This is a genomic window from Candidatus Binataceae bacterium (assembly GCA_035650475.1).
In the GTDB taxonomy this organism is placed as follows: domain Bacteria; phylum Desulfobacterota; class Binatia; order Binatales; family Binataceae; genus JAKAVN01.
On sequence record DASRHP010000009.1, the window covers coordinates 523,417 to 548,354 of the forward strand.

At 65.9% G+C, this 24,938-nt stretch carries 27 protein-coding genes and 1 tRNA gene; 14 read left to right on the top strand and 14 right to left on the bottom strand.

Features of this window, described 5'->3' with window-relative positions:
- Positions 1-21 precede the first annotated feature (21 nt).
- On the top strand, positions 22-813 hold the full coding sequence (locus VFB33_08700) for a DUF262 domain-containing protein (protein HZO81761.1): 792 nt from the start codon (positions 22-24) through the stop codon (positions 811-813).
- Positions 814-956: 143 nt separating this feature from the next.
- Here the strand turns inward: VFB33_08700 and VFB33_08705 are convergent, their stop codons facing one another.
- The 4 genes from VFB33_08705 to VFB33_08720 form a co-directional block, all read right to left on the bottom strand.
- Complete coding sequence (locus VFB33_08705) at positions 957-1,217, bottom strand: hypothetical protein (GenBank protein ID HZO81762.1); 261 nt, start codon at positions 1,215-1,217, stop codon at positions 957-959.
- Between the two features lie 305 nt (positions 1,218-1,522).
- Positions 1,523-3,340 carry an ATP-binding protein gene (locus VFB33_08710; GenBank protein HZO81763.1) on the bottom strand — a complete coding sequence of 606 codons (1,818 nt, stop codon included), beginning with the start codon at positions 3,338-3,340 and terminating at the stop codon, positions 1,523-1,525.
- Positions 3,341-3,378: 38 nt separating this feature from the next.
- Positions 3,379-4,839: a sigma-54 dependent transcriptional regulator gene (locus VFB33_08715; protein ID HZO81764.1), complete on the bottom strand. Its 1,461-nt coding sequence runs from the start codon at positions 4,837-4,839 to the stop codon at positions 3,379-3,381.
- 143 nt (positions 4,840-4,982) lie between these two features.
- Positions 4,983-5,294, bottom strand: a complete 312-nt coding sequence (locus VFB33_08720; GenBank protein HZO81765.1) for a hypothetical protein — start codon at positions 5,292-5,294, stop codon at positions 4,983-4,985.
- Positions 5,295-5,512: 218 nt separating this feature from the next.
- Here VFB33_08720 and VFB33_08725 point away from each other — a divergent pair, with 218 nt between their 5' ends.
- The 4 genes from VFB33_08725 to VFB33_08740 are packed head-to-tail and all read left to right on the top strand — an operon-like array spanning position 5,513 to position 7,651.
- Positions 5,513-5,833, top strand: coding sequence for a metalloregulator ArsR/SmtB family transcription factor (locus VFB33_08725; protein HZO81766.1), 321 nt, complete (start codon positions 5,513-5,515; stop codon positions 5,831-5,833).
- Positions 5,830-6,252: an SRPBCC domain-containing protein gene (locus VFB33_08730; protein HZO81767.1), complete on the top strand. Its 423-nt coding sequence runs from the start codon at positions 5,830-5,832 to the stop codon at positions 6,250-6,252. The genes VFB33_08725 and VFB33_08730 overlap by 4 nt, the downstream gene beginning before the upstream one ends.
- Positions 6,253-6,308: 56 nt before the next feature.
- Positions 6,309-7,013, top strand: coding sequence for a thioredoxin family protein (locus VFB33_08735; protein HZO81768.1), 705 nt, complete (start codon positions 6,309-6,311; stop codon positions 7,011-7,013).
- Positions 7,014-7,036: 23 nt separating this feature from the next.
- The gene (locus VFB33_08740) at positions 7,037-7,651 is read left to right on the top strand and encodes a glutathione S-transferase family protein (GenBank protein ID HZO81769.1); all 615 of its coding nucleotides are present in this window, start codon (positions 7,037-7,039) and stop codon (positions 7,649-7,651) included.
- A gap of 100 nt (positions 7,652-7,751) precedes the next feature.
- Here VFB33_08740 and VFB33_08745 read toward each other — a convergent pair whose 3' ends face one another.
- Positions 7,752-8,171, bottom strand: a complete 420-nt coding sequence (locus tag VFB33_08745; protein HZO81770.1) for a hypothetical protein — start codon at positions 8,169-8,171, stop codon at positions 7,752-7,754.
- A 242-nt stretch (positions 8,172-8,413) separates the two neighbouring features.
- Between VFB33_08745 and VFB33_08750 the strand changes: the two genes are divergently transcribed.
- From VFB33_08750 to VFB33_08765, 4 genes are read left to right on the top strand one after another with little or no spacing between them, the layout of a single operon-like run.
- Complete coding sequence (locus tag VFB33_08750; GenBank protein HZO81771.1) at positions 8,414-9,571, top strand: ABC transporter permease; 1,158 nt, start codon at positions 8,414-8,416, stop codon at positions 9,569-9,571.
- 4 nt (positions 9,572-9,575) lie between these two features.
- Entirely contained in the window at positions 9,576-10,406 is an 831-nt protein-coding gene (locus tag VFB33_08755; GenBank protein ID HZO81772.1) for an ATP-binding cassette domain-containing protein, read from the top strand.
- Positions 10,399-11,424 carry an MlaD family protein gene (locus VFB33_08760; GenBank protein ID HZO81773.1) on the top strand — a complete coding sequence of 342 codons (1,026 nt, stop codon included), beginning with the start codon at positions 10,399-10,401 and terminating at the stop codon, positions 11,422-11,424. The genes VFB33_08755 and VFB33_08760 overlap by 8 nt, the downstream gene beginning before the upstream one ends.
- Positions 11,421-12,134, top strand: coding sequence for a PqiC family protein (locus tag VFB33_08765; protein ID HZO81774.1), 714 nt, complete (start codon positions 11,421-11,423; stop codon positions 12,132-12,134). The genes VFB33_08760 and VFB33_08765 overlap by 4 nt, the downstream gene beginning before the upstream one ends.
- Here the strand turns inward: VFB33_08765 and VFB33_08770 are convergent, their stop codons facing one another.
- Complete coding sequence (locus tag VFB33_08770; protein HZO81775.1) at positions 12,135-13,220, bottom strand: Ig-like domain-containing protein; 1,086 nt, start codon at positions 13,218-13,220, stop codon at positions 12,135-12,137.
- Between the two features lie 175 nt (positions 13,221-13,395).
- On the bottom strand, positions 13,396-14,877 hold the full coding sequence (locus VFB33_08775; protein HZO81776.1) for a hypothetical protein: 1,482 nt from the start codon (positions 14,875-14,877) through the stop codon (positions 13,396-13,398).
- A gap of 935 nt (positions 14,878-15,812) precedes the next feature.
- Between VFB33_08775 and VFB33_08780 the strand changes: the two genes are divergently transcribed.
- Positions 15,813-17,579, top strand: coding sequence for a hypothetical protein (locus VFB33_08780; protein HZO81777.1), 1,767 nt, complete (start codon positions 15,813-15,815; stop codon positions 17,577-17,579).
- A 74-nt stretch (positions 17,580-17,653) separates the two neighbouring features.
- Here the strand turns inward: VFB33_08780 and VFB33_08785 are convergent, their stop codons facing one another.
- The 4 genes from VFB33_08785 to VFB33_08800 form a co-directional block, all read right to left on the bottom strand.
- On the bottom strand, positions 17,654-18,052 hold the full coding sequence (locus tag VFB33_08785) for a nuclear transport factor 2 family protein (GenBank protein ID HZO81778.1): 399 nt from the start codon (positions 18,050-18,052) through the stop codon (positions 17,654-17,656).
- 178 nt (positions 18,053-18,230) lie between these two features.
- Positions 18,231-18,307, bottom strand: a tRNA-Met gene (locus tag VFB33_08790).
- A gap of 59 nt (positions 18,308-18,366) precedes the next feature.
- Positions 18,367-19,575 (bottom strand): NAD(P)/FAD-dependent oxidoreductase, encoded by a 1,209-nt coding sequence (locus VFB33_08795; GenBank protein ID HZO81779.1) that lies wholly within the window; start codon positions 19,573-19,575, stop codon positions 18,367-18,369.
- A 28-nt stretch (positions 19,576-19,603) separates the two neighbouring features.
- Complete coding sequence (locus VFB33_08800; GenBank protein HZO81780.1) at positions 19,604-19,783, bottom strand: hypothetical protein; 180 nt, start codon at positions 19,781-19,783, stop codon at positions 19,604-19,606.
- A 137-nt stretch (positions 19,784-19,920) separates the two neighbouring features.
- On the opposite strand from VFB33_08800, the gene VFB33_08805 reads away from it, so the two are divergent.
- Positions 19,921-21,081, top strand: a complete 1,161-nt coding sequence (locus VFB33_08805) for a thiolase family protein (GenBank protein ID HZO81781.1) — start codon at positions 19,921-19,923, stop codon at positions 21,079-21,081.
- Positions 21,078-21,476 carry a Zn-ribbon domain-containing OB-fold protein gene (locus VFB33_08810; GenBank protein HZO81782.1) on the top strand — a complete coding sequence of 133 codons (399 nt, stop codon included), beginning with the start codon at positions 21,078-21,080 and terminating at the stop codon, positions 21,474-21,476. The genes VFB33_08805 and VFB33_08810 overlap by 4 nt, the downstream gene beginning before the upstream one ends.
- A 41-nt stretch (positions 21,477-21,517) precedes the next feature.
- Here the strand turns inward: VFB33_08810 and VFB33_08815 are convergent, their stop codons facing one another.
- Both VFB33_08815 and VFB33_08820 read right to left on the bottom strand, forming a co-directional pair.
- Positions 21,518-22,111: a hypothetical protein gene (locus tag VFB33_08815; protein HZO81783.1), complete on the bottom strand. Its 594-nt coding sequence runs from the start codon at positions 22,109-22,111 to the stop codon at positions 21,518-21,520.
- Between the two features lie 38 nt (positions 22,112-22,149).
- Positions 22,150-22,833 carry a DUF1614 domain-containing protein gene (locus VFB33_08820; protein ID HZO81784.1) on the bottom strand — a complete coding sequence of 228 codons (684 nt, stop codon included), beginning with the start codon at positions 22,831-22,833 and terminating at the stop codon, positions 22,150-22,152.
- A gap of 116 nt (positions 22,834-22,949) precedes the next feature.
- Here VFB33_08820 and pyrE point away from each other — a divergent pair, with 116 nt between their 5' ends.
- On the top strand, positions 22,950-23,522 hold the full coding sequence (gene pyrE, locus VFB33_08825; protein ID HZO81785.1) for an orotate phosphoribosyltransferase: 573 nt from the start codon (positions 22,950-22,952) through the stop codon (positions 23,520-23,522).
- The gene (locus VFB33_08830; protein HZO81786.1) at positions 23,515-24,420 is read left to right on the top strand and encodes a shikimate dehydrogenase; all 906 of its coding nucleotides are present in this window, start codon (positions 23,515-23,517) and stop codon (positions 24,418-24,420) included. Before pyrE ends, VFB33_08830 begins: the two co-directional genes overlap by 8 nt.
- Positions 24,421-24,471: 51 nt before the next feature.
- Here VFB33_08830 and VFB33_08835 read toward each other — a convergent pair whose 3' ends face one another.
- Positions 24,472-24,912: a hypothetical protein gene (locus VFB33_08835; protein HZO81787.1), complete on the bottom strand. Its 441-nt coding sequence runs from the start codon at positions 24,910-24,912 to the stop codon at positions 24,472-24,474.
- Positions 24,913-24,938: the final 26 nt, after the last annotated feature.

Consider the following 24,938-nt stretch of genomic DNA (forward strand, 5'->3'; position numbering starts at 1 on the left):
GCGTGGCGCCCGGGGAGAGCGATGCCTGAACCGGCAATTTCCACAGAATCCGCGGCGCACGCGCAGGCTACGGCCGAGCCCGGATACGAGTACCGCGTTGTACGGGTTGCCGAAGCCGTGCGCTTCGTCGCGGCGGGCGAATGGGACATGCCCGACTTCCAGCGCCGCTTCGTATGGGAGCCGGGACAGGTATGCGCGCTTGCCGATTCGCTGTGGCGCAATTATCCAATCGGCGCGCTGCTATTGTGGAACGCACGCGCGGCGGACCACGGCCGGCGATGCGCGCCGCTGTGGATCGCCGATGGCCAGCAGCGGCTGACGTCGCTCTGCCTGATGTACGGTGTCGAGCCGCCGTGGGTAAGGCGCATGGCGGACACGTCTCGCCGCCGCCTCGGGCGGCGCCTTGATCTGCGCTTCGACGTCGAGGCCATCGACGCGCCCTTCGTGTTCGCGGGCCCGCGTGGCGTGCGTGAGGAGCCGCGTCTAATTCCATTGGCGAGGCTGCTCGCTCTCGATCCGTCGCACGAGCGCGGTTGGATTGAGCTGGGGCGTTTGGCGGAGGAGCTGTGGGCGGCCGGGTGCTGCCGCGAGATCGACGCTGACGCGCTCCGGGCTCGGCTCGCGCGGGTAAGTATGATCGGTCGGCGGCAACTCGCCGCGGCGGTCGTCAGCCACGGGCGCGAGGGCGTGCTCGAGGTCTTCGCTCGTCTCAACAGCCGCGGGATGCGCTTTCGACGCCTGCTGCTGAAGATGGCGATGGAGCAGATTCCGGCGGCGCTGCGCGGCCGCCGCGGCTGGTGCTGCGATCCATAGGGCGCAAAAAGCTGAGCAGGCTTCGTGCCAGGCTCCCGGAACCAGACGGCGCGCGAACTCGATCGCGGCTGCCTCCAAGAGACATCGCCGGACTCTTTTCGATTCCGTCAGAACCAGCAACGGCGTGCCGGTCACGGCGGATTCTAATGTGTGGCCGGGTTGAGCTTGTCCGCTAGCACCGAGGCCTTTTCGGCATAGCCGGTGGCAGAGACGTAGTCCTGGTCGAGGGCGGCTTTGCGGCCAGCGCTCAGAAAGTCGTTCGCTTGATCATAGGTGGCCGCACTGTCGCGGTTGAGCTTGCCGCGATCCACCTTAGCCAGCCGCGCGCCGGCATCGTCGAGCAGACGCAGTGCGCGGTCGCGAATGTCGCTATCGCCGGCGAGCGTAACTGTCGGAGCCGGCACGGTATCGGTCGGTGACAGCGCGGCAGCAGGGGCTGGTGCCGGCGCTTGGGCTTCCGCCGGCGCGGCGGAGCTTGCACGCGATTTGCTCGCGCGCGCACGGCTCCGGGTGGCCGCGCTGCTTTCGCTCGGAGGCGGCGACGGCGGTGGCTGATAGCGCGGAGCCCGGAAGGCGGGTGGCGGAGGCGGCGTCATCAGCTGGGGAAACTGCCAGGTGCCGCCGGGCCCGAAACATCCCGACAGCGCGAAACACATAGCCGCCGCCGCGACGGACACCATAACCCGGCCCACTATCATGGCAATCCAACCTATCCGACGCTCATTTGCGCCGCCGCAGACCGCGCCGCCGGCTGCTCTTCCAGTGGCAGACGGATACGCACGCTGGTGCCCGCGTCGACCTTGGAATCGATCTTCAGCGTGCCGCCGTGCAGATCGACAGCACGTACCGCCAGCGGCAATCCTACTCCGTTGCCGTCTTCCTTGGTCGTGAAATACAGGCAAAAGACGTTGTTGAGATGCTCGGGCGCGATTCCCTGACCAGTATCCGAAATTACCAGTTCGACCGCGCCCTCGACCAGGCGGCTGGCGATGGTCAGCCGGCCGCCGCTCGGCATCGCGTCCAGGGCATTCTGCAGCAAATTGCGCAGCGCTTCCATCAGCACCGCCCGGTCTGCCCTGATAAACGGCTCCGCGCTATCGAGGCTGCATTCAACCTCAATTTGCGGATCGTTGAGGCCCTTGACGAGTTCGGTCAGAAGATCGTTGACAGCTACGCGCTCGATTTTCAACCGGTCCGGCCGCATGAAGCGCAGCAGCGCTTCGATCGCTTCGTCGATGCGCGAGATCTCCTCGCGCACCGCGTGCACGCGCTCCTCGGTCGGACGCCCGTTGAGGGCGTCATGGCTGAGCAGCTCGAGCTCCAGGGTGATCGCGTTGAGCGGATTGCGAATCTGATGTGCGGCGGCCGAGATGAGCTCGCCCAGGCGGGCCAGCCGCTCCGAATAGTCAACCACGCTCTCGAGCTCGCGCACCGGATTGAGATCGCGCGCGATCACCAGCTGCCCGGCCTGTGCCGGGTCCCGCCCGAGAGGAAAGATTGAAACCAGCAGCGGGATCTTGTGCCGGCCGCGCCCTTGCTCGACGGCGACGTCGCGTAGTTCGGTCGCCGCCGCGCGCGCGGTCTGGGCCATATTGACTAGCGGATGGTTCTCGCCGAGCAGCGCGGCGAGCGGCTTGCCCTGGGCGAGTCCGCCGGCCGGCAAGCCCAGCCGGCCCTGCGCCTCCTCGTTCGAGAAGCGCACGACGCCCGCGGCGTCGAGCAGGATGACGGCGTCGTCGATCGAGCGGAAGATGCTCATGAAGCGGCCGCGCTCGTCCTCCCATTGTACGCGGTCCAAACGCACCCGCTGCGAGAGGGCGTTGAACTTCTCGGCCAGCACGCTGAGCTCGTCGCGCCCGCGAATCTCGATAGTGCCGGTGTCGGCGCCGGCCGCCAGTCGTTCGAAACCGGCGCTGATCGCGGTCAACGGTGCGAGCAGCACACCCGATAGCAGCGCGCCCAGCAGGCTCACCACGATCACTACTGCCGCGATCACAAGCACGTTGGCGACGTCGCGATGGACCTCGGCGGCGATCAGCGCCGTGGACAGCCCCACCTTGATCAGCGCGAACGGGTGGTCGTTGATCTCGACCGGCGCGCTGATCTCATAGACGTGTTCCCCCCACAGCGGCCTGATTCGGGCCAGCGGCGACCAGCGGGCGGCGGCCCGGCTGAGCCTGTCGAAGGGCAGCGGCTTGACCCTGCCTGCCGGCGGCAAGCCGGCGATCGCCTGCCCATCGATCGTCTCGACCCGCACGTACACCACGCCTTTGCCGAAGGCGCTGGAAGAGGCGAGGAAGGCGGCCAGCGCGCGGTCGGCGCGCAGGGTGGCCAGCGGGTCGCCGCGCTGGTTGGAGAGCGCGGTGCGAATCTGTTCGAAGGTCTGCTTGACCAGCACGCGCCCCGACTCGCCGAGGTCGTCGACCATCACGCGCATGGCGTGGTTGACCTCGGTCGCGCTGACGGCGAGCACCGCCGCCACCAGCAGCGGGACGAAGATCGCAGCGATTTTTGCGCGCAGGCCCACAAAACCCCCGGGCGCCGGCGAATGCGCTGCCGGGCGCCCTAGACCTTACCCGCTTCGGACTTCGCCTGGTAGCGGCCCAACTTGTTGTACAGCGTCTTGGGGCTGATACCAAGGATCTCGGCGGCGCGCAGCCGGTTGCCGCCCACCATATCGAGCGTCTTTAAAATCAGCTCGCGCTCCACCGCGCGCAGCGGCTGGCCCACCGGCAGAGCCACACCTTCGGCGGCCGACGTCGTCACGCCAGGCCGGGCGGCGGGCGTTGCCCCGGGGATCTCGCTTGCGCGGGCGACGTGGTCGCGGGCCGGCTCGGATTGCGCGCCGAGCACGCCGTTGCCGCTCGGCAAATCGGCGACCGTGATCAGCGGTCCGGGGCTGACGATTACCGCGCGCTCGATGATGTTGCGCAGCTCGCGTACGTTGCCTGGCCATGGCCGCGCCTTGAGCGTGGCGAGGCACTCGTTGTCAACTCCGGTGATATTCTTCGAGTTGGCGCGCGCGAATTCGCGCACGAAATGGTCCACCAGCGCAGGGATGTCCTCGACCCGCTCCGCGAGCCGCGGCAGCTCGATAGTAAACACGTTGAGCCGGTAGTAAAGGTCCTCGCGCAGCCGCCCCTCGCGAAACGCCTCGGCCAAGTCGCGGTTGGTCGCGGCCAGCACCCGCACATTGAGCGTGACGTCGCTGGTGCCGCCCACACGCCTTAGCTTGCGATCCTCGATCACCCGCAGCAGCTTGGCCTGCAGCTCGGGCTTCATTTCGGTGATTTCGTCGAGCAGCAGGGTGCCGCCGTTGGCCAGTTCGAAGCAGCCCGCACGCCGCTGGTCGGCGCCGGTGAAGGCCCCGCGCTCGTGGCCGAAGAGTTCACTTTCGAGCAAACCCTCGGGCAGCGCCGCGCAGTTAACCGCGACGTAGGGGCCGCCGCGCCGGGGCGAGTACTCGTGGATCGTGCGCGCCACGACCTCTTTGCCGGTGCCGCTGTCGCCCCGGATGATCACCGAGGCAGAACTTGGCGCCGCCTGTTCGACCAGCGCCATCACTTTGCGCATCGCCTGCGACTGCCCGATGATCGGGCCCAGCTCGCCCGCGCCCATCAGGCGCAATCGCAGCCGCTGGTTCTCCTCGCTGATGTTCAGCATCTCGCTCAGATTGAGCAGCATCTGATGCAGGCGCGGCGGATCGACCGGCTTGCGCAAGTAGTCGTACGCGCCCAGCTTGATCGCGCGCACTGCGTCGGGAATATCGCCCTCGCCGGAAATCACGATGGTGGTGATCGGAAGGCCGCGCCGGCGCAGCTCGCCGAGCACCTCGATTCCGTCGCTACCCGGCATCTTGAGGTCGAGCAGCAGGATGTGCGGCTCGAAGCTCTGCGCCAGCTCCACTGCGCGCCGGCCGTCCTCGGCGGCCTCGACCACGAAGCCCCACGAGGCGATGAGTTCGGTCCACGCGCGCCGTGTCCTCGGATGGTCCTCAGCGACCAGTACGCGCTTTGCGTCTGCCATGTTTGTTGAAACGAGCAGGAAAGATGACGTCATTAATCCTACCATTGCTCGCCGCGCAGGCGAAGCGGTCAGCGGGCTATCATGGGGCAAAATCCTCCGATGACAGGCGCCGGATGGCGCGCTTGCGCATAAGGAAGCGACAACTAGACAATCGCGCCCAACACGTCGCCCACGATCCTGAACGGCAGCAGAATTATTGTGCCGACCAGATGGAGCGTCGCGCCGAGCACGCTGTCGGGTTCGCTGGACTGGGTGGTGGTCGTCGTGGTTGTGGCAACCGGCTGTACGCCGGGTGCCGCGCCCTCGTCGGTTCCGGTCTGCGAGCTTACGCTCGCGCCGCTTACGCGAGTGGTGGTGGTTACGGTGGTGGTCTTCTCCGTACTAGCGCATCCCTGCGCCAGCATCGCGGCACAGGACGCGACGGCGGCGACGAGCAACACTTTGGGCCGCGTCATCCCCTCGTCCTCCTTGGAATGTAGCGTATTCCGCCGCGCCGGCCCTCGCGTTGGATCGCCAGCCGAAAGCATATCACGGGTGAGCGGGAGGCGAATACCGAAATAAGGCGGCGCCCGACTTGCGCCTGTCGCGCGTCCGGCAACGATATCGCCCAATGCCCGGGAAGACCGAGCCGAGTGCTTGACATTTATGTAACCTATTGGTTACATATCGCCCGGTGCCGCTCGACTCGACGCTCGCCGCGCTCGCTGATCCCACCCGGCGCGAATTGCTGCGCCGCCTGGCCGAACGGCCGCGCCGTGCGGGTGAACTCGCCAAAGGCTTCGCGATAAGTCGTCCGGCCATCTGCAAGCACACTCGGCTGCTCGCCAGGGCCGGGCTGGTCAGAGCCAAGAGGAGCGGGCGCGAGCGAATTTACGAACTCGCGCCCGCGGGCGGCCCCGAGATTCGGGCGCTGATCGCGGAACTGGAACAAGTCGGGCGCTTCTGGGACGTCGCGCTCGACGCCTTCAAACGTTACGCAGAGGAGAAGGCATGACCATTCGCAAGTCGATACGGGTCGAACGCTCGCCCGAGGCCTCTTTCCGCGCTTTCTGCAAGGAGATCAGCCAATGGTGGCCGGCGGGATTCAGCGGCGTGGGGAGCAAGGTCTTTCTCGAATGCGAGGTCGGCGGGCGATTCTACGAGCGGCGCACGGACGGCTCCGAGTATGAAATCGGGCGCGTCACGACCTATCGACCACCGAGCGTGGTGGCCTTCACCTGGCGGGCGCCGAGTTGGGACCTCGCAACCCGGGTCGAAATCCGCTTCATCCCCGACGCCGGCGGAACCCGAATCGAACTCGAACATAGCGGCTGGGAGCAGGACGCGAAGACGCGCGAGGCGCGCGGCCGCTACCACTCCGGATGGGAAACGATGCTCGGACACTATCAGACGCATCTTGACCGTTCGCGGTGAGCGGGCAGCCGATCGAGTGGATTGATTGTCAGTCAATGGTGGAGTGAGGGCGCGCGATGCAACACCGAATCGTATCTCACGAGGAATGGATCGAGGCGCGAAAGGAACTGCTGGCGCGGGAAAAGGAGTTCACGCGGCTGCGCGATGAGCTGAGCGCGCGGCGGCGCGAGCTGCCGTGGGAAGCGGTCAACAAGCAGTACATATTCGAAGGGCCCGACGGCAAGGAGACTCTTGCGCAGCTCTTCGGCGACAGGAATCAGCTCGTCGTCTATCACTTCATGTTCGCTCCAGCGTGGGAGGCGGGATGTCCGCACTGCTCATTCTGGGCGGACAATTTCGATCGTATACCGATCCATCTCGCCCATCGCGACATCAGTTTCGTGGCGATCTCGCGCGCGCCGTACCCGAAGCTCGCGGCTTACCTCCGGCGGATGGGATGGAGCTTCAAGTGGCTGTCGTCATTCGGCAGCGATTTCAATTACGACTACTTCGTTTCGTTCACGCCCGACGAAATCGAGCGTGGCATCGGCTTGCGGAACTATGAGCGGCGCAGGCTGCAAGGCGAGGAGACCGCGGCCATCAGCGTATTCGCGCGCGATCAGGCCGGCGCGATCTTCCATACCTATTCGACCTATGCGCGCGGCCTCGATATGCTGAACGGCGCTTATCACTACATCGACCTCACGCCCAAGGGCCGCGACGAGGCCGGCTATCCGCATCCGCAGTTCTGGGTGCGCCGGCGCGATGAATACGACAGATAGCAGCTCTGCTTCGGAGGCAAGCGATGAAGCTGTACTATTTTCCGTCTCCCAACCCGCAGAAGGTCCGCTTCGCACAGCTCGAACTGGGGATGGAGTGCGAGATGGTTCCAGTTGATTTGACCCGGCGCGAACAGCGCACGCCCGAGTTCCTCGCGCTCAATCCATTCGGCAGGGTGCCGGTGCTGGTGGACGGCGATCTCACGCTATGGGAGTCGCACGCGATTCTCTGCTACCTGGGCGACAAAGCCGGAAGAATGTGGCCGACGACGGCGGCTGGGCGGGCCGACGCGTTGCGCTGGCTCTTCTTTCTCTCGACGCACATTTCGCCGCCGGCCACCGACCTCGTCTATAATCGCATCGCGAAGCGGCTGCTCGGGCTCGAGCCTGATCACGACGCGATCGCGCGCGGCGAGAGCGCGCTGCCCGAGGTTCTTCGGGTTGTCGAAGACCGCCTGGCGAAGAGCAAATGGCTGCTGGGCGATCGCTTCACGCTGGTCGAATGCGGCTTTGGGCCGGTGCTTAACGTGATCGAGAAGGCGCAGTTCAGCCTCGCCGACTTTCCGAACATTCGCGCCTACCTCGAAGCGCTCCGAGCGCGCCCGGCGTGGAAGGCCACGCCGAAGCTGCCCGGGCTCTGAGGGAGCTCGCGCGGCGAAGCAACTCGCCCGGCCCGCGGAAGCGGCGCAACCAGAACAGACAGTCGGGCGGCGTTGAAGCCCGCCCGACTCATCCTCCGCATTATGAACCGGCGGAAGCGGGCGCGCCCGACTTCATCGCGTCCGCAATCTTGTGGTGCAGCTTGGCGAGGTCCTCGCTCTCCCGCGCGATCTGGTTGTACAGCCGGGTCAGGTTGCGGCAGTAGCGCTTGGCCGCGGTCTCGCCGAAGCGTTCGCCCTTGAGCTGCCGCTCGGTGGTTTCCTTCACGTAACAGTCGTACTGGTTGTGATAGCTCTCGGCCGCCTTGCGGGCTTTGGTCGCTTCGGCCTCGTAGTAGGCCGCGATTGCCTCGTGATCCTCGGCCGTCTTCGCGTTCTGGATGTAGTTCCCGATGTTAGTCGAGGTCACGGTTTCCTGAGCGAAGCCGCCGGTCGGGCATAGCCCGACCATTGCTAGCAGCAGCCCGACGATAGCCAGGCTGCGAATCCGATCAAACGGCATATACATGGCTCCTCCTTGAACTGAGTATTTGAAGCACCTCAGAGCCAAAATCATGCCAACAAAGTTAACTGGGTAGCGTGACCCCTTAGTGTGCAGGCTGAGCCGCGCCGGCGGTATGAATCCTGCTTTCCCTGCGGGGAGGGAAGAACCTCGGTGGCGAAGTCCCACATACAGAGGCGCCAAGTCGCAAAGGCGAGGCTGAGGCGCTCGTTCGATGCATACCCTCGGGTTTGCCGTACGCGATGGAATCAACTCTGACTCCAACGGAGACACCTGCCGAGCACAGGCTCAGCTACGGCCGTCTTCCTGACGGGACGCTGATGGTTACCGTGGGTGGCTCCTGGAACTTGAACGCTGGGCTTCCGTCGCTGGCTGAATTCGAAAGCGCGCTGGACGGCCAGCCACCGCGCAGGGTGGCGTTCGATTGTCGCGGGTTGCGAGCGTGGGACAGCAGCCTGGTGACATACCTGACCGAGGTCGCGCGGCTGGCTGATGAGCATCATCTCGCGCTGGACCGCGCGGGCTTGCCGGCTGGGGCTCGCCGGCTGCTCGAATTGGCTGAAGCCGTGCCCGAGAAGAGGGGTGGCCGCGCTCCGCCGGTGCGCGCGGGGCTGCTCGCGCGCGTGGGCATGATAAGCATCGGCTGCGGCGTTTCGGTCGGGCAGTTTCTCGCCTTCCTCGGCGAAGTAGGCGTTGCGGCGCGTCAATTTCTGCGCGGCCGGGCGCGCTTTCGCCAATCGGATTTCCTGCTCATCCTCCAGGAGTGCGGCGCCGACGCGCTCGGCATCGTCACCCTGATCGCCTTTTTGGTCGGGACGATTCTTGCCTTTATGGGCGCAGTGCAGCTGCGCCGCTTCGGCGCCTCGATCTACGTCGCTGATATGGTCGCGATCGGCGTGGTGCGCGAGATGGGCGCGATGATGACCGCGATCATCATGGCCGGGCGCACCGGCGCGGCCTTCGCTGCCCAGCTCGGCACGATGAAGGTGACCCAGGAGATCGACGCGCTGACCACGATCGGCATTTCGCCGATGGAGTTTCTGGTGCTGCCGCGCCTGATCGCGCTGACGCTGATGATGCCGTTGCTGACGGTGTACGCCGACTTGGTGGCGATGGTCGGTGGCGCGAGTATCGGCACCCTGATGCTGCATCTGCCGATGATCACCTACTACCAGGAGACGCTCCACGCGCTCACGTTGACTCAGCTCTTTGGCGGCCTCTTCAAGGCCACCGCCTACGGCGTCCTGATCGCGCTCGCCGGATGCCTGCGCGGCTTCCAATGCGGGCAGAGCTCCTCGGCGGTGGGCGACGCGGCGACCGCCGCCGTGGTCACCAGCATCGTGCTGGTGGTCAGCGCGTGCGGCCTCTTCGCCTGGGTGTTCGATGTGCTCGACATCTGAGCCGATGGATGAAACGGGCGGCGCGACGGCCACGCCATCGAATATCGCGGCCACGTTTGCGCCGGCCGAGGCCCACGTCACGGTGCGCGACCTCTGCCTCAGCTACGGCGCGTTCGTGGTGCTGCACGGCCTGAATTTCAGCGTGCGGCGCGGCGAGATTTTCATCGTGATGGGCCCCAGCGGCTGCGGCAAAAGCACATTGCTCAACGCGATGGTCGGGCTGAAGGAGCCGGAGAGCGGCGACATCTTCTACGGCGGGGTCAACTTCACCCAGGCCAGCGCCGAAGAGCGCCGTGCGCTGCTCCAGCGCGTCGGCGTGCTCTTCCAGTCGGGCGCGCTGTGGAGTTCGATGACGCTGGCCGAGAACGTCGGCCTTCCGCTGAGCGAGTTCACCCGGCTCAGCCCGGGCGAGGTCCGCGAGGTCGCTTCGGCCAAGCTCGCGCTGGTCGGGTTGCGCGGCTTCGAAGACTATTACCCGGCCGAGATCAGCGGCGGGATGCGCACGCGGGCGGGGCTGGCGCGCGCGATGGCGCTGGACCCTGAGATCCTGTTCTTCGATGAGCCGACGGCGGCGCTCGACCCGATAAGCGCGCGCAGGCTCAACGATTTGATCCTCGAGCTGCGCGACAGTCTGGGTGCCACCTTCGTCGTGGTCACCCACGACCTGACCACCATCTTTCGCATCGGCACCAACAGCGTGTTCATCGATCCGACGACCCGCACGGTGATCGCGTCCGGAGATCCAAAGCGCCTGCGCGCGGAGTGCCAGGACGACCGTGTGCGCCTGTTCTTGGGCAGCGCCGACGCCGCGCGCCCGGGGAGCGCCCATGCTTAAGCGCGCGCAGCCGGAGCTGATCGGCGCCTTCGTGCTGGGGGCGGTCGCGCTGGTGGTGGCGGCGGTGGTGATCCTTGGCTCGGGGCGGCTCTTCCGCAAGACCTACGACTTCGTCCTCTTCTTTGACAGCAACGTCAACGGCCTGCGGGTGGGCGCGCCGGTGAAGTTTCGCGGAGTCGAAATCGGCCGCGTCACCGATATTCGGCTGAGCATCAGCCAGCTCAACGGGGTCAAGCCGCGCCGCTTCTCGCGCATCGCTATCCCGGTCCTGATCGAGATCGATCACGAGCGGATCCTGCTCGGCGGCGTGCCCCAAATCGATTTCGACGACCCGCGCCAGATCGACCGCCTGATCCAGGACGGCCTGCGCGGCCAGCTCGCCCTGGAGAGCATCCTGACCGGCTTGCTCTACGTGAATCTCGAGATGCGCCCCTCGACCCGGCCACGCCTGCTGCTGCCCAAGTCGTCGACTTATCACGAGATTCCCACCCTGCCGACCCAGCTTGAACAGATCCAGGAGCAGATCGCCGAGATCGTCTCCAAGCTTAACGAAACCGACTTCCAGGGCTTCATCGATTCGACCAAGGGCACCTCCGACTCGATCCGGGAATTCATCGAGTCGCCGCAGGTGCGCGGCACGGTCGAGTCGATGCAGAGCACGCTTGACAACATGAACAAGACGATGGCGCAGCTGCGGCGCGCGATGAGCCAGATGGACGCGCGGATGGGTTCACTGTTGAGCGATGCCGACCGGCTGCTGGTCGATACCGACCGCGCGATGAAGCAGGCTCAGGACACCCTGAACACCCTCCAGGCGAGCATCGAGCCCGGCTCGCCGCTCGCCTACAAGCTCAATCAGACGCTCGACGAGCTGTCGGCGACCGCGGCCTCGATGCGGCAGTTGACCGACTACCTGCAACGCAACCCGTCCGCCCTTATCCGGGGCAAACACTTTCCCGCCGGCTCAGCGGCGGACTCTCGCGCGCAACCAGCCGCGCCAGTGGGTAACTCGCCATGAAAACATTTGCGTCAAACCCGTGTGCGCGAAGATCGCTTGCGTTCGCGCTTGCCGTTTTCCTGCTCGGCGCCGCCGGATGCTCTTCGCTGCTCGAGCCGCGCCCCGACCCGTCGCGGTTCTACCTGCTGACGCCGCAGCCGCCCGCGGGCGAAGTGAGTCCGGCGAGCGCTGGCGGTAGCCTGTCCGTCGGGCTTGGCCCGATCACGATGCCTGCTTACCTGGATCGGCCGCAGACCGTGACGCGTGTCGGCGCCAACGAGCTGCGGATTTCCGAGGTCGATCGCTGGGCCGAGCCGCTGGCGAAGAACTTCGCGCGTGTGCTCGGCCAGGACCTTGCCGCCCGTCTCGACGGCGCGCGCCTGCACGACTATCCGTGGTACAACTCGACGGCGATCGACTATCAGATCGAGGTCGCGGTCCATCGTTTCGAAACCGACGCCTCCGGACAGAACCTGCTCGCGGCGCGCTGGACGATTCTCGATGGGCGCGACAAGCGGATGCTCGATGCAAGCAACACGATGCTTGCCCAAAGCAGCGCCCCGGGCGACGTAGCGGCAAGCACCGCCGCACTCAGCCGGATCGTCGCCGAATTCAGCGAACAGATAGCGGCTACGCTGCGCCGGCTGGGTGAGCAGCGCCAGGCCGCGGCCGAGGCGATTCCGCCGCGACCGCGGGCACTGCTGCGAGCCGGCACGCCCTCCGCGCGATGATCACTGCTTCCAGCGCTCGGCGCTCAACTGGTTCCTGATCCAGTCGATATACCCGAGCGCGCCGTCGTCATACCATCCGCCCGAGTACCACTGCCCGATACATCCCCACAGCATCTGATCGCTGTTTCCATTGGGATACGTTGGATAGCCACTGTCAGGCGTGCGCTGTGCGAGGTAGGCGATGTCGCCGTTCATGCAGGCGCGCTGCACGGCGAATCGGTAATCGACGTTGAACGCGGTGGAGGTCCGGATCATCGGCCAGGTGTAGGGCTGATAGATGTACTTTACCTGCAGGATGCCGTAACTCTGGCCGCAGCTCGTTCCGTCCCATGCTCCGGGGAAGCCGCTTCCCGGTGGGCAGCGCGAGGAATCACTGGTCCAATCGCCGACGCCCTGCGCACCCGCCTGCACGCCGGCCGACTCGCCCCACGCCTCGGCGCGGACCATATTCTCGTCGATCCCCCACTTGCACGCTGCCCACCGCAGGATCATGTCGGTTGACCCTGTGTAGTTGCCGTCGACCCGGTTCAGGTATGCGACCGGTACGGCGGCACCGGATTCGCCTTCGCGGAAGGCGGCGAGCTGATCGCTTGATGGTTTCTGGGAGTTGGGCAGCGCGTTGATCGAAATCGTTTCAGGCGTGGCGGGAATGTTGTTCGCGCACCAGGCTTCGCCGGGCAGACTCGCTCCCGGGGCCAGGGTCGAAAAGTAAACGGTCGAGCCGGAAGAATTGTTCACGGACACCGTGACCGACTGGCTTGCGACCGGGACCGCGCCGTTTCTGAGAAAACTGTCCACTTTCAACGTATGCGAGCCGTTAGCGGCCTTGGTGGAATCCCACGTGAAAGTATAGGGCGGCGAGGTCGCCACCAGCTCGCCATCAACCTTCAGATGCGCCCACCAGGCGTCGGGACCCATCGAAGCCTTCACCGTGACCGTGCCGCTTACGCTGGCGCCGTCGGCGGGCGACAGGATGGTCACCGAGGCGTCGATCGCCCATGCGCGCGGCTGACCTCGCAGGGTCGGAGCCAGAATAATCAGTCCGATAATTACCGGCACGCCAGCCCAACAAATTCTACTCGTCATCCTTTCCTCCTCGCTTCGAAAGCGATACTCAACCATCGCGCGGGATGGCGCATCGGCGGATCCGTCGCACGCGCGCGTTGAGCCGGCGCTGACGGCGTCGGGGCCCAACGCGGCAGCCCGATTTGTCCGGTAATTCCCCCTCAGCGCAGCGGCTCTCTGGAGCCCGCCCCCCCTCCTAACAATCAGCCGAAGAAGCGCTGGTAGCGAATGGCTTCCAGCGCGGCGAACGCGTTGCGATCGCCAGCCTTCCTCCTCGTTTCATAGCTTCCGCCCGAGCATGAAATCCGCCGCCGGGCAGATAGCCGAGCGCGGCCACGATCCCGAGCAACGGTATCGCAGGCACCCGGAATCGCGCCGATGCCTCGCCGCCCGCCGCCAGCACGAGCAGGAGTATCGCGGTGCCGGTCAAGTACAGCGTCCAGAGGCGATACTCGCGGTCCGCGTTAAGGCATCGGCTGAGCGCGCGGCCCACTCCGACCCATACCGCCAGCGTTATCAAGAGCTGCGCGACGACTAGCACCGCCAGCAGGGGGGACCGCCACAGTTTGCGCACGACGGCTGCAAACCGTGTCAGGCTGGGCGCGCCCGCGTTAAGACCGTTGCCTGCCGACCAACCCTCGATACCCAACAGCCGGGCAAGCGGCGAGCGCACGGCCGTCAGCGCCAGGTAAACGCTGCTCTGCGCGGTCATCGCAAGTGCGCCGAGCGGCCGACGCATCAATTGCTCCATCGCAAGCCGTTCCATCCGCTCGGTCAGGGCCGCTGATTGCACGTCCGCTTCATAAATGTGCTCGTAACTCACGCCCAGCCTGCGGCCGAACGGCGCACGCATAGCTTCGAGCCGCGCTCCGCGCTCGCGCGCGGCCACGTCGGCCGCGCGGTAGTAGTACAGATTGATCGCGCCTACTGTGGAGAGTCCTGCAAAGCCGGCGCGTTGATAGTTGCGCCACGCCCAGCCAACAAGCGCGAGCGCGGGAATGCTGGCCGCGAGCGAGGCCAGGGCGAGCCGACGGCGCCAATTGAGCGAGGGTATTGCGAGATAGGGAATCGGGCCAATCAACGGAAACAGGATCGCAATCGGCCGCACCAGGATCGCGCAGGCGCCGGCGATGCCGGTCGTCAACGCCAGCGCAAAGTCGTGGCGCGGCCGCGTCGCAAGCATCAGTCCCGGCACGACGGCGAGCACCACCGCCAGCTGAAACAAAGTCTCCGGCATCACCGCGTTCGCCATCACGATCGAGGGCAAGTCGAAGGCCACTACCGCTTCGGCCAGAACCGCGGCCGCCGGGCTCCATCGCCGTCGCACCCATGTCGCGACCAGCCAGCAGGTCACGCCCGCGAGCAGCGCCTGCGCCGCGATAATCCATCGCGTATCGGGCAACGTGGTGAGCAACAACGGGTAGCCGGGCGTGCGAAGAATTTCGGGGGATTCGCAAGCGCCGTCGAGCAGGCGAGCGAAGCCGCATCCATGTAACATACCGCGGGCGAGTTCCAGGTATTCGAAGGAATCATCGGGCAGCAGCGCGAAGCCGAGGTCCGAGCGAAACAGTCCAATCGATCGGATGAACACCGCGATCGCCGCGAGCCATAGCGGCGCCCGGCTTCGCAGGCATTCCTGACGAGCCGTCAACGTCTCGCTGCACAATACCGCGGCCATGGTTCCCAACCACCGCCCCCTCCCGACCACCACGGCTGTGATCTTTGGTTGAAGCTGGGCTCAACCTGGTGTGGAAGGTGGAGTGTCGCGCATCTGCGAGCAAGGGGCATGCCCAAGCTGGTGTGCTCCAAGAAGGCGACGGAATCCTGTACTAGCGGAGATTAGCCCACAATAGCGACCTACGTTAACAATACACCGATGAAATGTTTACCGCGCCGAATCTTCCATTCTCGGTCAGTTTTGCGCAGTTCTGATTTATCCGGATAAGAGTTGCGTACGAGTTCTAACCGAATTCATGACGCGAGAAAGATTCAAACAGTAGTAGATATCTACTAGCCGTTAGCTAGTAGACAGATTCAGTAGCATCGGCCGGCGGGTTTTGCTTGCCGGACCTTGATCGCCGTCTCGGGCGAGGAAGCGGGTCAAACGTCGAGCCTCCCAAGCAGGCCGAGACAATCTGAACGCATGGTCCATTGCCGGGTTGCATCCAGTTGCCATGCAGAACCGCAGCAGCGAGTGATGCAAAACGGAATCAAAAGTTTAAACGATATTAATTGGGGTTGCTCAGAGTCCATGTTTTAGGATCAATAAGGGCAGTTTAGTAAAAGTAATATAGTTAAAGATCGCAACTTAAGCTGATGCAGTGTGTTGGCACTTTTACTGCTTCAGAAGGGCTCAAAGAGGGGAAACCTTCAATAAACCTGATTCCAGAAAGCGTGACGTGTCTTCTCTGAAGAAGCCCCTCGCTCACGGCCGGTAGCTACCCGGCCTGCGGATGCGCCCGCACACCAAGGCGTGTTCGACAGCGGCTGAAGCGGTCGCCCTGCGGTAGGGTGAACCGCGCTGGCCGAGCGGTTGTGGCCTGCGCGCGTAGCGCACGGTGCTTTTGACTGCTCGCTATGGGCGGGTGTGCGCGTTTTCTGGGGGGGGGAAGAATGGCAGCGTTCTACCGGTCCGACGGCCGCGCCGTTGGGCTCTTCGTCGCCGCGAGCGCGGCGCTGTTGATGTTAAGTTTGAGTTCGGGAACGGCGAGCGGCGCGGGACGTCGCATCAGGCGCAAGCCCACGCCGACCGCCACGCCGACACCGATTCCGACAAATGTCGGCAACGAGATAACCATCAATTCGCCGCCCAGCGGCCAGATTGTAAGTGGTATGATCGCGATCAACGTCACGCTGGGTCCAGACGTTTATTGGGATCAGTTGATGGTTGACGGGACGGCGGTAACCTCGGCTTCAGGCAATTTCAGTTGGGATTCGACTGCCGTTGCCAACGGCTTGCATACCCTGATGGTCAGGGCCTTCCAGAAGGGCGGGACCACGCCAATCGGCACGGCCTGGGTTGGCGTCGAGGTCAGCAACCCGGCGGCGACTGCGTCGCCGACTGCTACGGCCACGCCGAGCGCGCTGCCGCAGACCATCACTATCAGCGCGCCCGCCGACGGAATGGTCATTTCGGCCGACACCACGGTTGCCGACGACGACTCGACGGCGCAGTGCGAGGGACTGGCCTGGTATGATTCGCTGTACGTGGACGGCAAGCATATCGCGGACTGCAACTTCGGCACCTGCGTGTTTTCGCCTGCCTCGTTTTCCTCCGGCGCGCATAACATCGCAATTCATGCGCATACGGCTAACAGCCCAACCGGCTTCGAATGCGCGACCAGCCAGAACGTGAGCGTGACCGTCTCGCTCTCGGCGTCCCCTTCGACAGCGACGCCGACTCCGACGCCAGACTCGCCGGTATCCGGGCTCGTGACGATGCTGCCGGCGATAGACGCTGGGCAGCCGTTGTTCGACGTCACCGGCGATCCGAGCGCGATAATCGCGGGAACCTACAACGCCAAGTCATATCCGTCTCAGGCTTACGGGAGTTATGACGATCCCAACGCAACAATGGGCACTGGCGGCACAGTCAACGCGGGCTTCGGTCCGCTGCTCGATGATCGCCAGGCGGCCTCGGTGACGATGGCCACGGTGGAAACCAACGTGGCGAGCAGCGCTGACATCGCGGCCAACCGCTACTACCAGGACCACGTGGCGGACAGTGCCGCCGACCAGCAGAACTATCTCAACCAGCTCAGCGCAGTTAACCAGTACTGGTCAGGCGCAATGGCGACGGTGATGAAGCGTGTGGACGGAGCCTGCCCGATCCAGAATCCGACCACTGCCGAGATCATTCAGTGGGCGGCCAACAAGTGGGGCTTCAACCCCGAGTACGGCTACGCCGAGGCCTGCGACGAGGGCGATTGGAAGAACACCTCGCTGGGGGATAACGGGACCAGTTCGGGCGTCTTCCAGGTCGCCGACCGTGGCGCCAACCACGGATGGTCGGCACTGGTCCTGGCCAACTCCAATCTGGCGCGCGAGAGCACCTGCTACAATGCCGACTTCTTCTTCGCCACCCGCTGGGCTTCGTTCCACTGCGCGCAAGCGGGTTGCTCGATTGGGATCACGGGCGAGACCCCGCCGAACTCGATGGCAAATGCGGTCGAGAGCTGGTTCTCGGGTTCCTCGTACAGTTGCCCGGGCGGCACCGGTTGCGATTACCAGGCGATGATCTACTCGGACATCGTCTCTGGCTGGCGCAACGCCGGTTATCCCAACAATGGGACCAATCCGCCGTGCTGGTACGTTGGTAGCTACTACTTCAATTCGGCCATCCCGACGCAGGCGCCGGCGGGGACGGTGCCGCATGAATAGCCGCGTCCGCCGGCTTCATTAGGCGCCGAAGGGCCGCCCGTGGACGACCGTATGGTTGGCCACGGGCCGCCGCCTCAGGTCAGGAACACCTCGCGCACGAGGTTGGTGTCGTTATATTCGCGGCCCTCGGCGATCAGGTCGCCCTCGAAGCGCAGGTAAAAATGGTAGCGCTGCTTGTACGACCGCCCGTTCATCGCCACCGTGTCGGCCTCCGCCTGCACCGCGACGTGTGGCCCTTCGCAGATGACGGTGCCGATCTTCATCTTGAGCCCGTCGGGGAAGAGCGCCTTGAGCCGCTCGGTTTCGCCTGCGGCAAACTCCTGCTTGCCGCGGGCAGGTGGGAAATCCTTGATCGCGGTGACGATCTCGAACGTGAAGTCGTCGGTGATAAGTTGCTCGAAGACCTTTTGGTCGGGATGGTTAAAGTTTTCGAGGAATCGGATCGCGCGCCGCTTACGTTCTTCCGCCGTCATCTTGTTACCGCCTGTGAGCAGTCAGGCGCCCGCGGCTTGCTGTCGCCGCCGACTCCGGACCGCATTCTTATACCACGAGTCGGGCGTGCAAACGCACGGCGCAATTTAAGACTCGGCGCCGGCAGCGGCCGAGCGATGCGGTCCGGCCGGCGATAATCCACGCGCGTTGAAGGTGTGGTGGTTGCGGGGGAGGGATTTGAACCCACGACCTCCGGGTTATGAGCCCGGCGAGCTACCAGACTGCTCCACCCCGCGCAGGCATACTAGCGGCGGCTGCCAAGCGGGGTCAATACGAGTGCGCGCGGCGCGCACTGCTAGGCGCGCCCGCCGGCGCGCATGATGCGTAGCAGATTGGCCGGGGCGTAAAACTCGGCCTGGGCCACGCTGGTCGCCATCGCGCCCATGAAGCGGCCGGTATCCTCGGAATTGCCGGCCAGCGCCCGCATCAGCGCTAACAGCATCTCCGAGGGCCCCTCCAGTCGCGCCTGTGCGCAGGTGAAGCGGTACAGATCGAGCACGGCGGCGTTGCGCGCGCTCTCGTAACGCGCGAGCGCCTGTTCCATCGGCTCGCGCCCGGCAAGCCCGGCGTCAATCGCGTCGGCGAGCAGTTCGGCGTCGCGAAAGGCGTCGGTGATTCCGTAGCCGGTGATCGGATCCTTGTGGCAGCCGGCGTCGCCGACCAGTGCCCACCCGGAGCCGTACGGCCGGCGCAGATAGTTGGGAATCCCAGCGGTGCCGACGAAGCGCTCTTCGCGCCGGCCCGCGCGCACTCGCTCGTATAGCTCGGGCGCCGCCGCGAGCGCCTTGAAAAAGCCGCCTTCGATATCCGCGCGCCAGCGTGCGAAGACGGCGCGCGGCCGCTCGACCGCCACGCAGACCATCGCGTCGTTGGTCGGAAAGCCGAGGATCTCGCATCCCTGGCGCGGATAGACCTCGCAGGCCTCCATCGGCACGCCGCTGAAGTACGCGTAATAGCCACAGGTCAGCGCCTCGACCGCCTCGTACTCCGACGCCTTGACCGTCCGCGCCACCATCGACCATGGCCCGTCGGCGCCGACTACGATTCGCGTGCGCTCGACGGCCTCGGCGCCCCCGCGCAGATCGCGTCCGCGGATGCCGCTAACCCGGTCGCCGTCGCTGGTCAAATCGCTGACGACGAAGCCCTGGCGCACCTCCGCGCCCGCACGGGCCGCGGCGTCCACCAGAATCTTGTCGAGCCCGATTCGCCGCGGACAGAGCGCGATGTGCGTGCCGTCGAAGGGCGCGGGCGCACCTTCGAGCCGGACTTCCGCCGCGTCCAGCATGACACGCTCGATTGGCGGGCAGTTGGTGGCCAGCACCGCGTCGAGCAGGCCCCATCGCGCCAGCCGCGCCACACCGGGCTGATGGATGTAGTGGGTGGACATGATGTCGCTCGGGAAAGTGGCGCGGTCCACCAGCAGCACACGATAGCCGCGTCGCGCGAGCAGCATCGCCGTCGGCGCCCCCGCGCATCGTGCACCCACTACGATCGCGTCGTACATCGGTGCTTGCTCGCGCCTTGTCGCGCGCTCAATCGGGAACGATGCGCAGGTTGCAGTCGCGGTGCTCGCGGCCAAAATCGTTGAGTTCTTTCTCGATCGGGGTCGGGTTCGGCTTGGGGGCGCCGAGCAGGTTCTGCTTGGCCGTCGCCACGTCCATCCCGTCAGCCTCGACCGAGAGGCTGTGATCGTCACACATCACAAACGCCATCGCGTAAAAACGCTCCTTGTGAATCCCTTCACGCTATCCGATTGCGGCGCGGCTGTCAGTATCGCGCCGTTTACCCGTCGCAGGCGCTTTGTGGTAGTCGATACCAAGCCTCTTGGATGCGAAACGGAGCGTGTGGGATGAGTCTTAAGGGAGCGGCCGCCGTAATCGGAATCGGCGAGCTCAAGCCGACCAAGGATGCCCCGCCGGACGCGACCGCGCTCGGCCTGATGAGCGCCGCCGCGGCCGAGGCGATCGCGGACGCCAGACTGGAGACGCGCGACATCGACGGCTTCCTGTGTGGGATGGCGTTCGCCGACCCCGGGATGCTCTACCCGGCGAGCGTCGCCGAAGTGATGGGGATCAACCCGCGGATGCTCAACCAGGTCGATATCGGCGGCGCCAGCCCGGCCGGGATGGTATGGCGGGCGGCGGCGGCGATCCAGGCCGGGATGTGCCGCGCGGTGCTGTGCGTGGTCGGCGATCTCAACCGGATGGGCGAGCAGCGGCCGCCGGTTATTTCGGTGCAGCGCGAGTTCGAGGCACCTTACGGCAATATCGGGGCAAACTGCGGCTACGCAATGATCGCGCAACGCCACATGTACGAGTACGGCACTACGCCCGAGCAGATGGCGAAGGTCGCCGTCGATCAGCGTCGCAACGCGGTCAAGAATCCGCTCGCGACCTTCAACGACCGCGAGCTTACCATCGCCGACGTGCTCAACTCGCGCATGATTGTCGATCCGCTGCACCTGTTCGAGATCGTCAGCCCGTGCAGCGGCGGCTCGGCGGTGGTCGTCGCCTCGCCCGAGGTCGCGCGCGGCGCCCAGCATCCGCCCATATGGCTGCTCGGCGCCGGGGAGTACTCCAACCATGCGACGATCACCTACGCGCCGTCGCTTACCGATTCGCCGGTCAAGCCTGCGGCCGAGGCCGCGTTCAAGATGGCGGGCGTCGCGAACAAGGACATCGACCTCGTCTGTCCCTACGATTGCTACACGATCACGGTGATCGTGACCCTCGAGGACGCTGGCTTCTGCAAGAAAGGGCAGGGCGGCCCGTTCGTGTGGGAGCGCGATCTATCGTGGTCGGGAGACTTCCCGTGCAACACGCATGGCGGGCAGCTCTCCTTCGGCCAGCCCGGACTGGGCGGCGGGATGAGTCACGTCACTGAGGCGGTGCGCCAACTCATGGGCCGCGGCGGCGAGCGCCAGGTCAAAAATGCCCGGCTCGCCTACGTCAACGGCAACGGCGGAATCATGAGCGAGCAGGCCAGCCTCATCCTGGAGCGCCGCTCATGAGCGAGTATCGCAAACCCCTACCCAGGCCGACGCCAACCAGCGCGCCCTTCTGGGCCGCCGCGCGGCGCCACGAACTCACCCTCCAGCGCTGCGGCAATTGCCGCAAGTTCATCTACTACCCGCGCGAGCGCTGCCCGCACTGCTTTTCCGAGCGTCTCGGATGGGAGCGGGTGAGCGGGCGCGGCAAGGTGTACAGCTACACCGTGGTGCGCCGCGCCTCGAGCCGCGCCTTCGACCGGCCCTACGTGCTGGCGATCGTCGAGCTCGACGAGGGCGTGCGGATGACGACCAATATCGAGGCGCCGCCGGAGAACGTGCGGATCGGGATGCCGGTCGCCGTTTGCTTCGACGACGTCACGCCCGAGCATACGCTGGTCAAGTTCAAACCCGCCTGAGCGCGCCATCATCCTGTCGGACCGTCCGCTTAGGAGGTTGGTCAATATGCGCCGCGGAAAATGTCGAGTATCCGCTGCGTGTGGTAATTGATCAGGTAGGCATCGTGCCCAAGCATGTACAGCCGCGAGTTCGGCGGCAATGGCCCCAGGTGGCCGAGCACGCACGGATTGGCCGGCGACATCCGCTTCTGCAGTCCCGGCGGCAGCGTGCCGTTGCGCTCCAGATGTCTTTCGAGGCCGGGCGGCAGATGGCCCGTTTTCTCGACGTGCTTTTGTAGTCCCGGCGGCAGGGCGCTCAGGTCCGCGCCCTCGTAACACTTGCGGAAGTAGCCCGCGTGGGCGGGGCGGAAAAATGGTCCGGCGTAGTTTTCCTCGGCCTCGACGCGTTTGGCCTTGCGCTTGTTGTGCTGGTGTCGCTTGCCCTGGGGCGGGACGTAGGGTTCGCTCTCAGGCTCGACGTAGTCGTTGTCTTTGTCGTGGCGCGCCAGTTGCTGCGCCCTGGGCGTAGCCGCTAAAAAGGCCGCGCCTTGCTGGATGGCGCCAACCGTTGGCGCCTCGGCGGCGAGCGCCAATGCGCCAAGTCCTACGGCCAGTACTCCTCCCCAAGCCATAACGAACATCGCCGTCGTCTTCATGGTTCCCCCTCCACTCTCGATTCGGCGATCGACGGTTGTCAGGCCAACAGCACTGCGACGATGCCGGTCAGGAAAATTCCGTCGAAGGTGCCCGCGCCGCCGATCGAGGCGACCGGCGCACCAAGCTCGCTTAGTCGGCCGAGGTTCATCAGATCGGCACCGATAAGCGTTCCCATCACGCCGCTGACGTAGGCGATGGCGCTTGCGTGATGGTAGAAGCCGCCGCCGAAGACCCATCCCACGATCGCCGCGATAATCGGCGGGACGAAGAGCGGCGTTGCAATGCCTACTCCCGGGATTGGACGGGCCGCGCGATGCACAACCAAGGTCACGATCACGGTACCCACGATCGCCCACAGGAAGATCTCGGGATGGCTCGCGAGCACCCACGCGGTGATGCATAGCGGGACGATCGCACCGCCCACGTTGAGCGCGATCACCGTCGAGTTGCCCGACGCCAGATGGAGCGGCACCCGGTAGCGGATGCCATAGTGGCTGACGATCTCGACCGGGTACGGCGCGCTGCCTTCGATGCGCGTGATCGGGATATTGATGTAGCTGCCGAGCAGGCTCGCCAACAGCGCATAGAAGGCGGCGTTGGGCGGCAGGCCGAGCGCTTGGAGGGCGTAATTGATCGCGCCCACTCCCAGCATCGCAAACAGGAAGATAACGATAGCGAGGAAGATGAACCAGTAGATGAGCAGGAACGGCGCGAAGAACATGGCAGCCAATTCTATCAGGACGCCCTCGCGTCGGCACGCTTTCCGCTGCCCCCCGAGAGCCGCCCGCCCCACTCTTGTGTCCAGCCGCGCGGCGGATAAGATCGCGCGCAAAGACCATGGACCCGGCCGAACGCGCTGAGTTGCTCTCCCTGCTCGCCCGCGAGTCGTACTTCGAGCGCGCCGCGCTCACGCTCGCCTCCGGGCGCGCGTCGAACTATTACATCGACTGCAAGCGCACCCTCTATCTGCCGCGCGGCGCTTACCTCGCCGGCGAGTTGATGCTCGCGCTGGTGCGCGCCGAGGGCGTCGAGCAGATCGGCGGGATGGCGGCCGGCGCGCTGCCCGTCACCGACGCGATCATCGCCGCGGCCCATCGCCACTCGGTCGAGCTGCGCGGCTTCTTTGTGCGCAAGGAAACCAAGGCCCACGGCCTGCAGCAGCAGATCGAGGGCGCCTTCCGCAAGGAGCTGCGCACCGCCGTGATCGACGACACGATTACGACCGGCGGCTCCAGCCTGCAAGCCGTCGCCGCGCTGCGCGACGCCGGTGCTACGGTCACCCACGCCTTCGCGCTGGTCGAGCGCGGAGAAGGCGCGGCCGCCGCCTTCGCCGCTGCCAGGCTTGAGTACCGCTGGCTGTACACGGCGGAGGAGGTGCGCGCCGCCCGCGCCCACATCGGAAGTGGCTGAGCCGCGCAGCCGCCTGCGTCCCGTCGCCCCGATCGGCGGCGCGACCCGCCTGACCGCGATCTTTGGCGACCCGGTCGAGCATTCGCTCTCGCCCGCGATGCATAACGCGGCCTACGCGGCGCTCGGGATGGATCGCGTATACGCGGCGTTCCACGTCACGCCGCCGATGCTGGCCGCGGCCGTGCGCGCGATCCCGGCGCTGGGAATCGCCGGAGTCAACCTGACCGTCCCGCACAAGGAGCGGGCGGTGCGGATGGTCGCGCGGCTGAGTGCCGAGGCGCGTCTGCTCGGCGCAATCAACTGCATTGCCAACCGCCCGGGGGGACTCTGGGGCGACAACACCGATGCGCGCGGGCTGGAGTGCGACCTCGAAGCGCTCGGCGTCGGGCTCGGCCGCGGGCTCGCCATTGTGATCGGCGCCGGTGGTGCGGCGGGCGCCGCCGTCCTTGCCTGCCTGCGCCGCGGCGCCACGGAGGTCGTCATCGCCAATCGCAGACCGGCACGCGCCGGCGCGCTCGCGCGCCGGCTGGGCGCGCGTCTGCCGCGCACGCTCAGGCGCACCGCGCTCAAGCCGCGCGGCCTCGACGCGCTGGTTGACCCGGCGCTGCTTGCGGAGGCGGCGGCGATCCTGAACGCGACGCCGATGGGGCTTACCTCGGCGGGCTTCGCGCGGCTCGATTATGCGCGCACGCCGCGCGGATGCTTCTTTTACGACTTGATCTATGCGGCGAGGCCGACGCCGTTTTTGCGGCCGGCGATCGCGCTTGGGCGGCCGCACGCGGACGGCGCCGGAATGCTGGTGAGGCAGGGCGAGCTGGCTTTCGAACTGTTCAACGGCGTCGCGCCGCCAGCGGGCGTGATGCGCCGCGCGCTGTGGTCGCGCCTGGGGCGGCGATGACCCGAGCGACACCGCGGCCCCGCGCGTGATCCGCGTTTCGGCCGCAGCGGTTCAGGATTTGTTCGGCGGCTCCCACAGCCGCTGCCATGCGCGCAGGCTCTGCTGCAACATCTCCTGCACGGCCTCGGCCTGCTTGCGCGCCTCGGCCACCAGCGCGCTCGAACCGGCGAACGTCTCGGTCGCTTTGCGCCAGTTTTCGGCCCACGCTTCGATCGGGTTGGCCGCCTTGCGCGCGCCGCCCGATCCGCCCGCGGCCATCCGGCGCACCTCGCGCTCCCAGAGCTCGAAGCCCTGCTCGAGCGCGCCGACGACGCCGTCCTTGCTCATCCGCGCGATGCGCAGCCAGTCCTCGACCATCCGCTCGCGCTCGGGACCGCCGGCCTGCGCCGTGAGCCTGGTGAGCGCCCGGGTTACCGCCGTGAGCGCCTCGACGTACGCCTCGCTGGCCTTGCGGATCGCTTCGCCGATGCCCGACAGGTCCTCGCTCGCCATCGTGCCGCACCTCCCGCGTTGCCGTT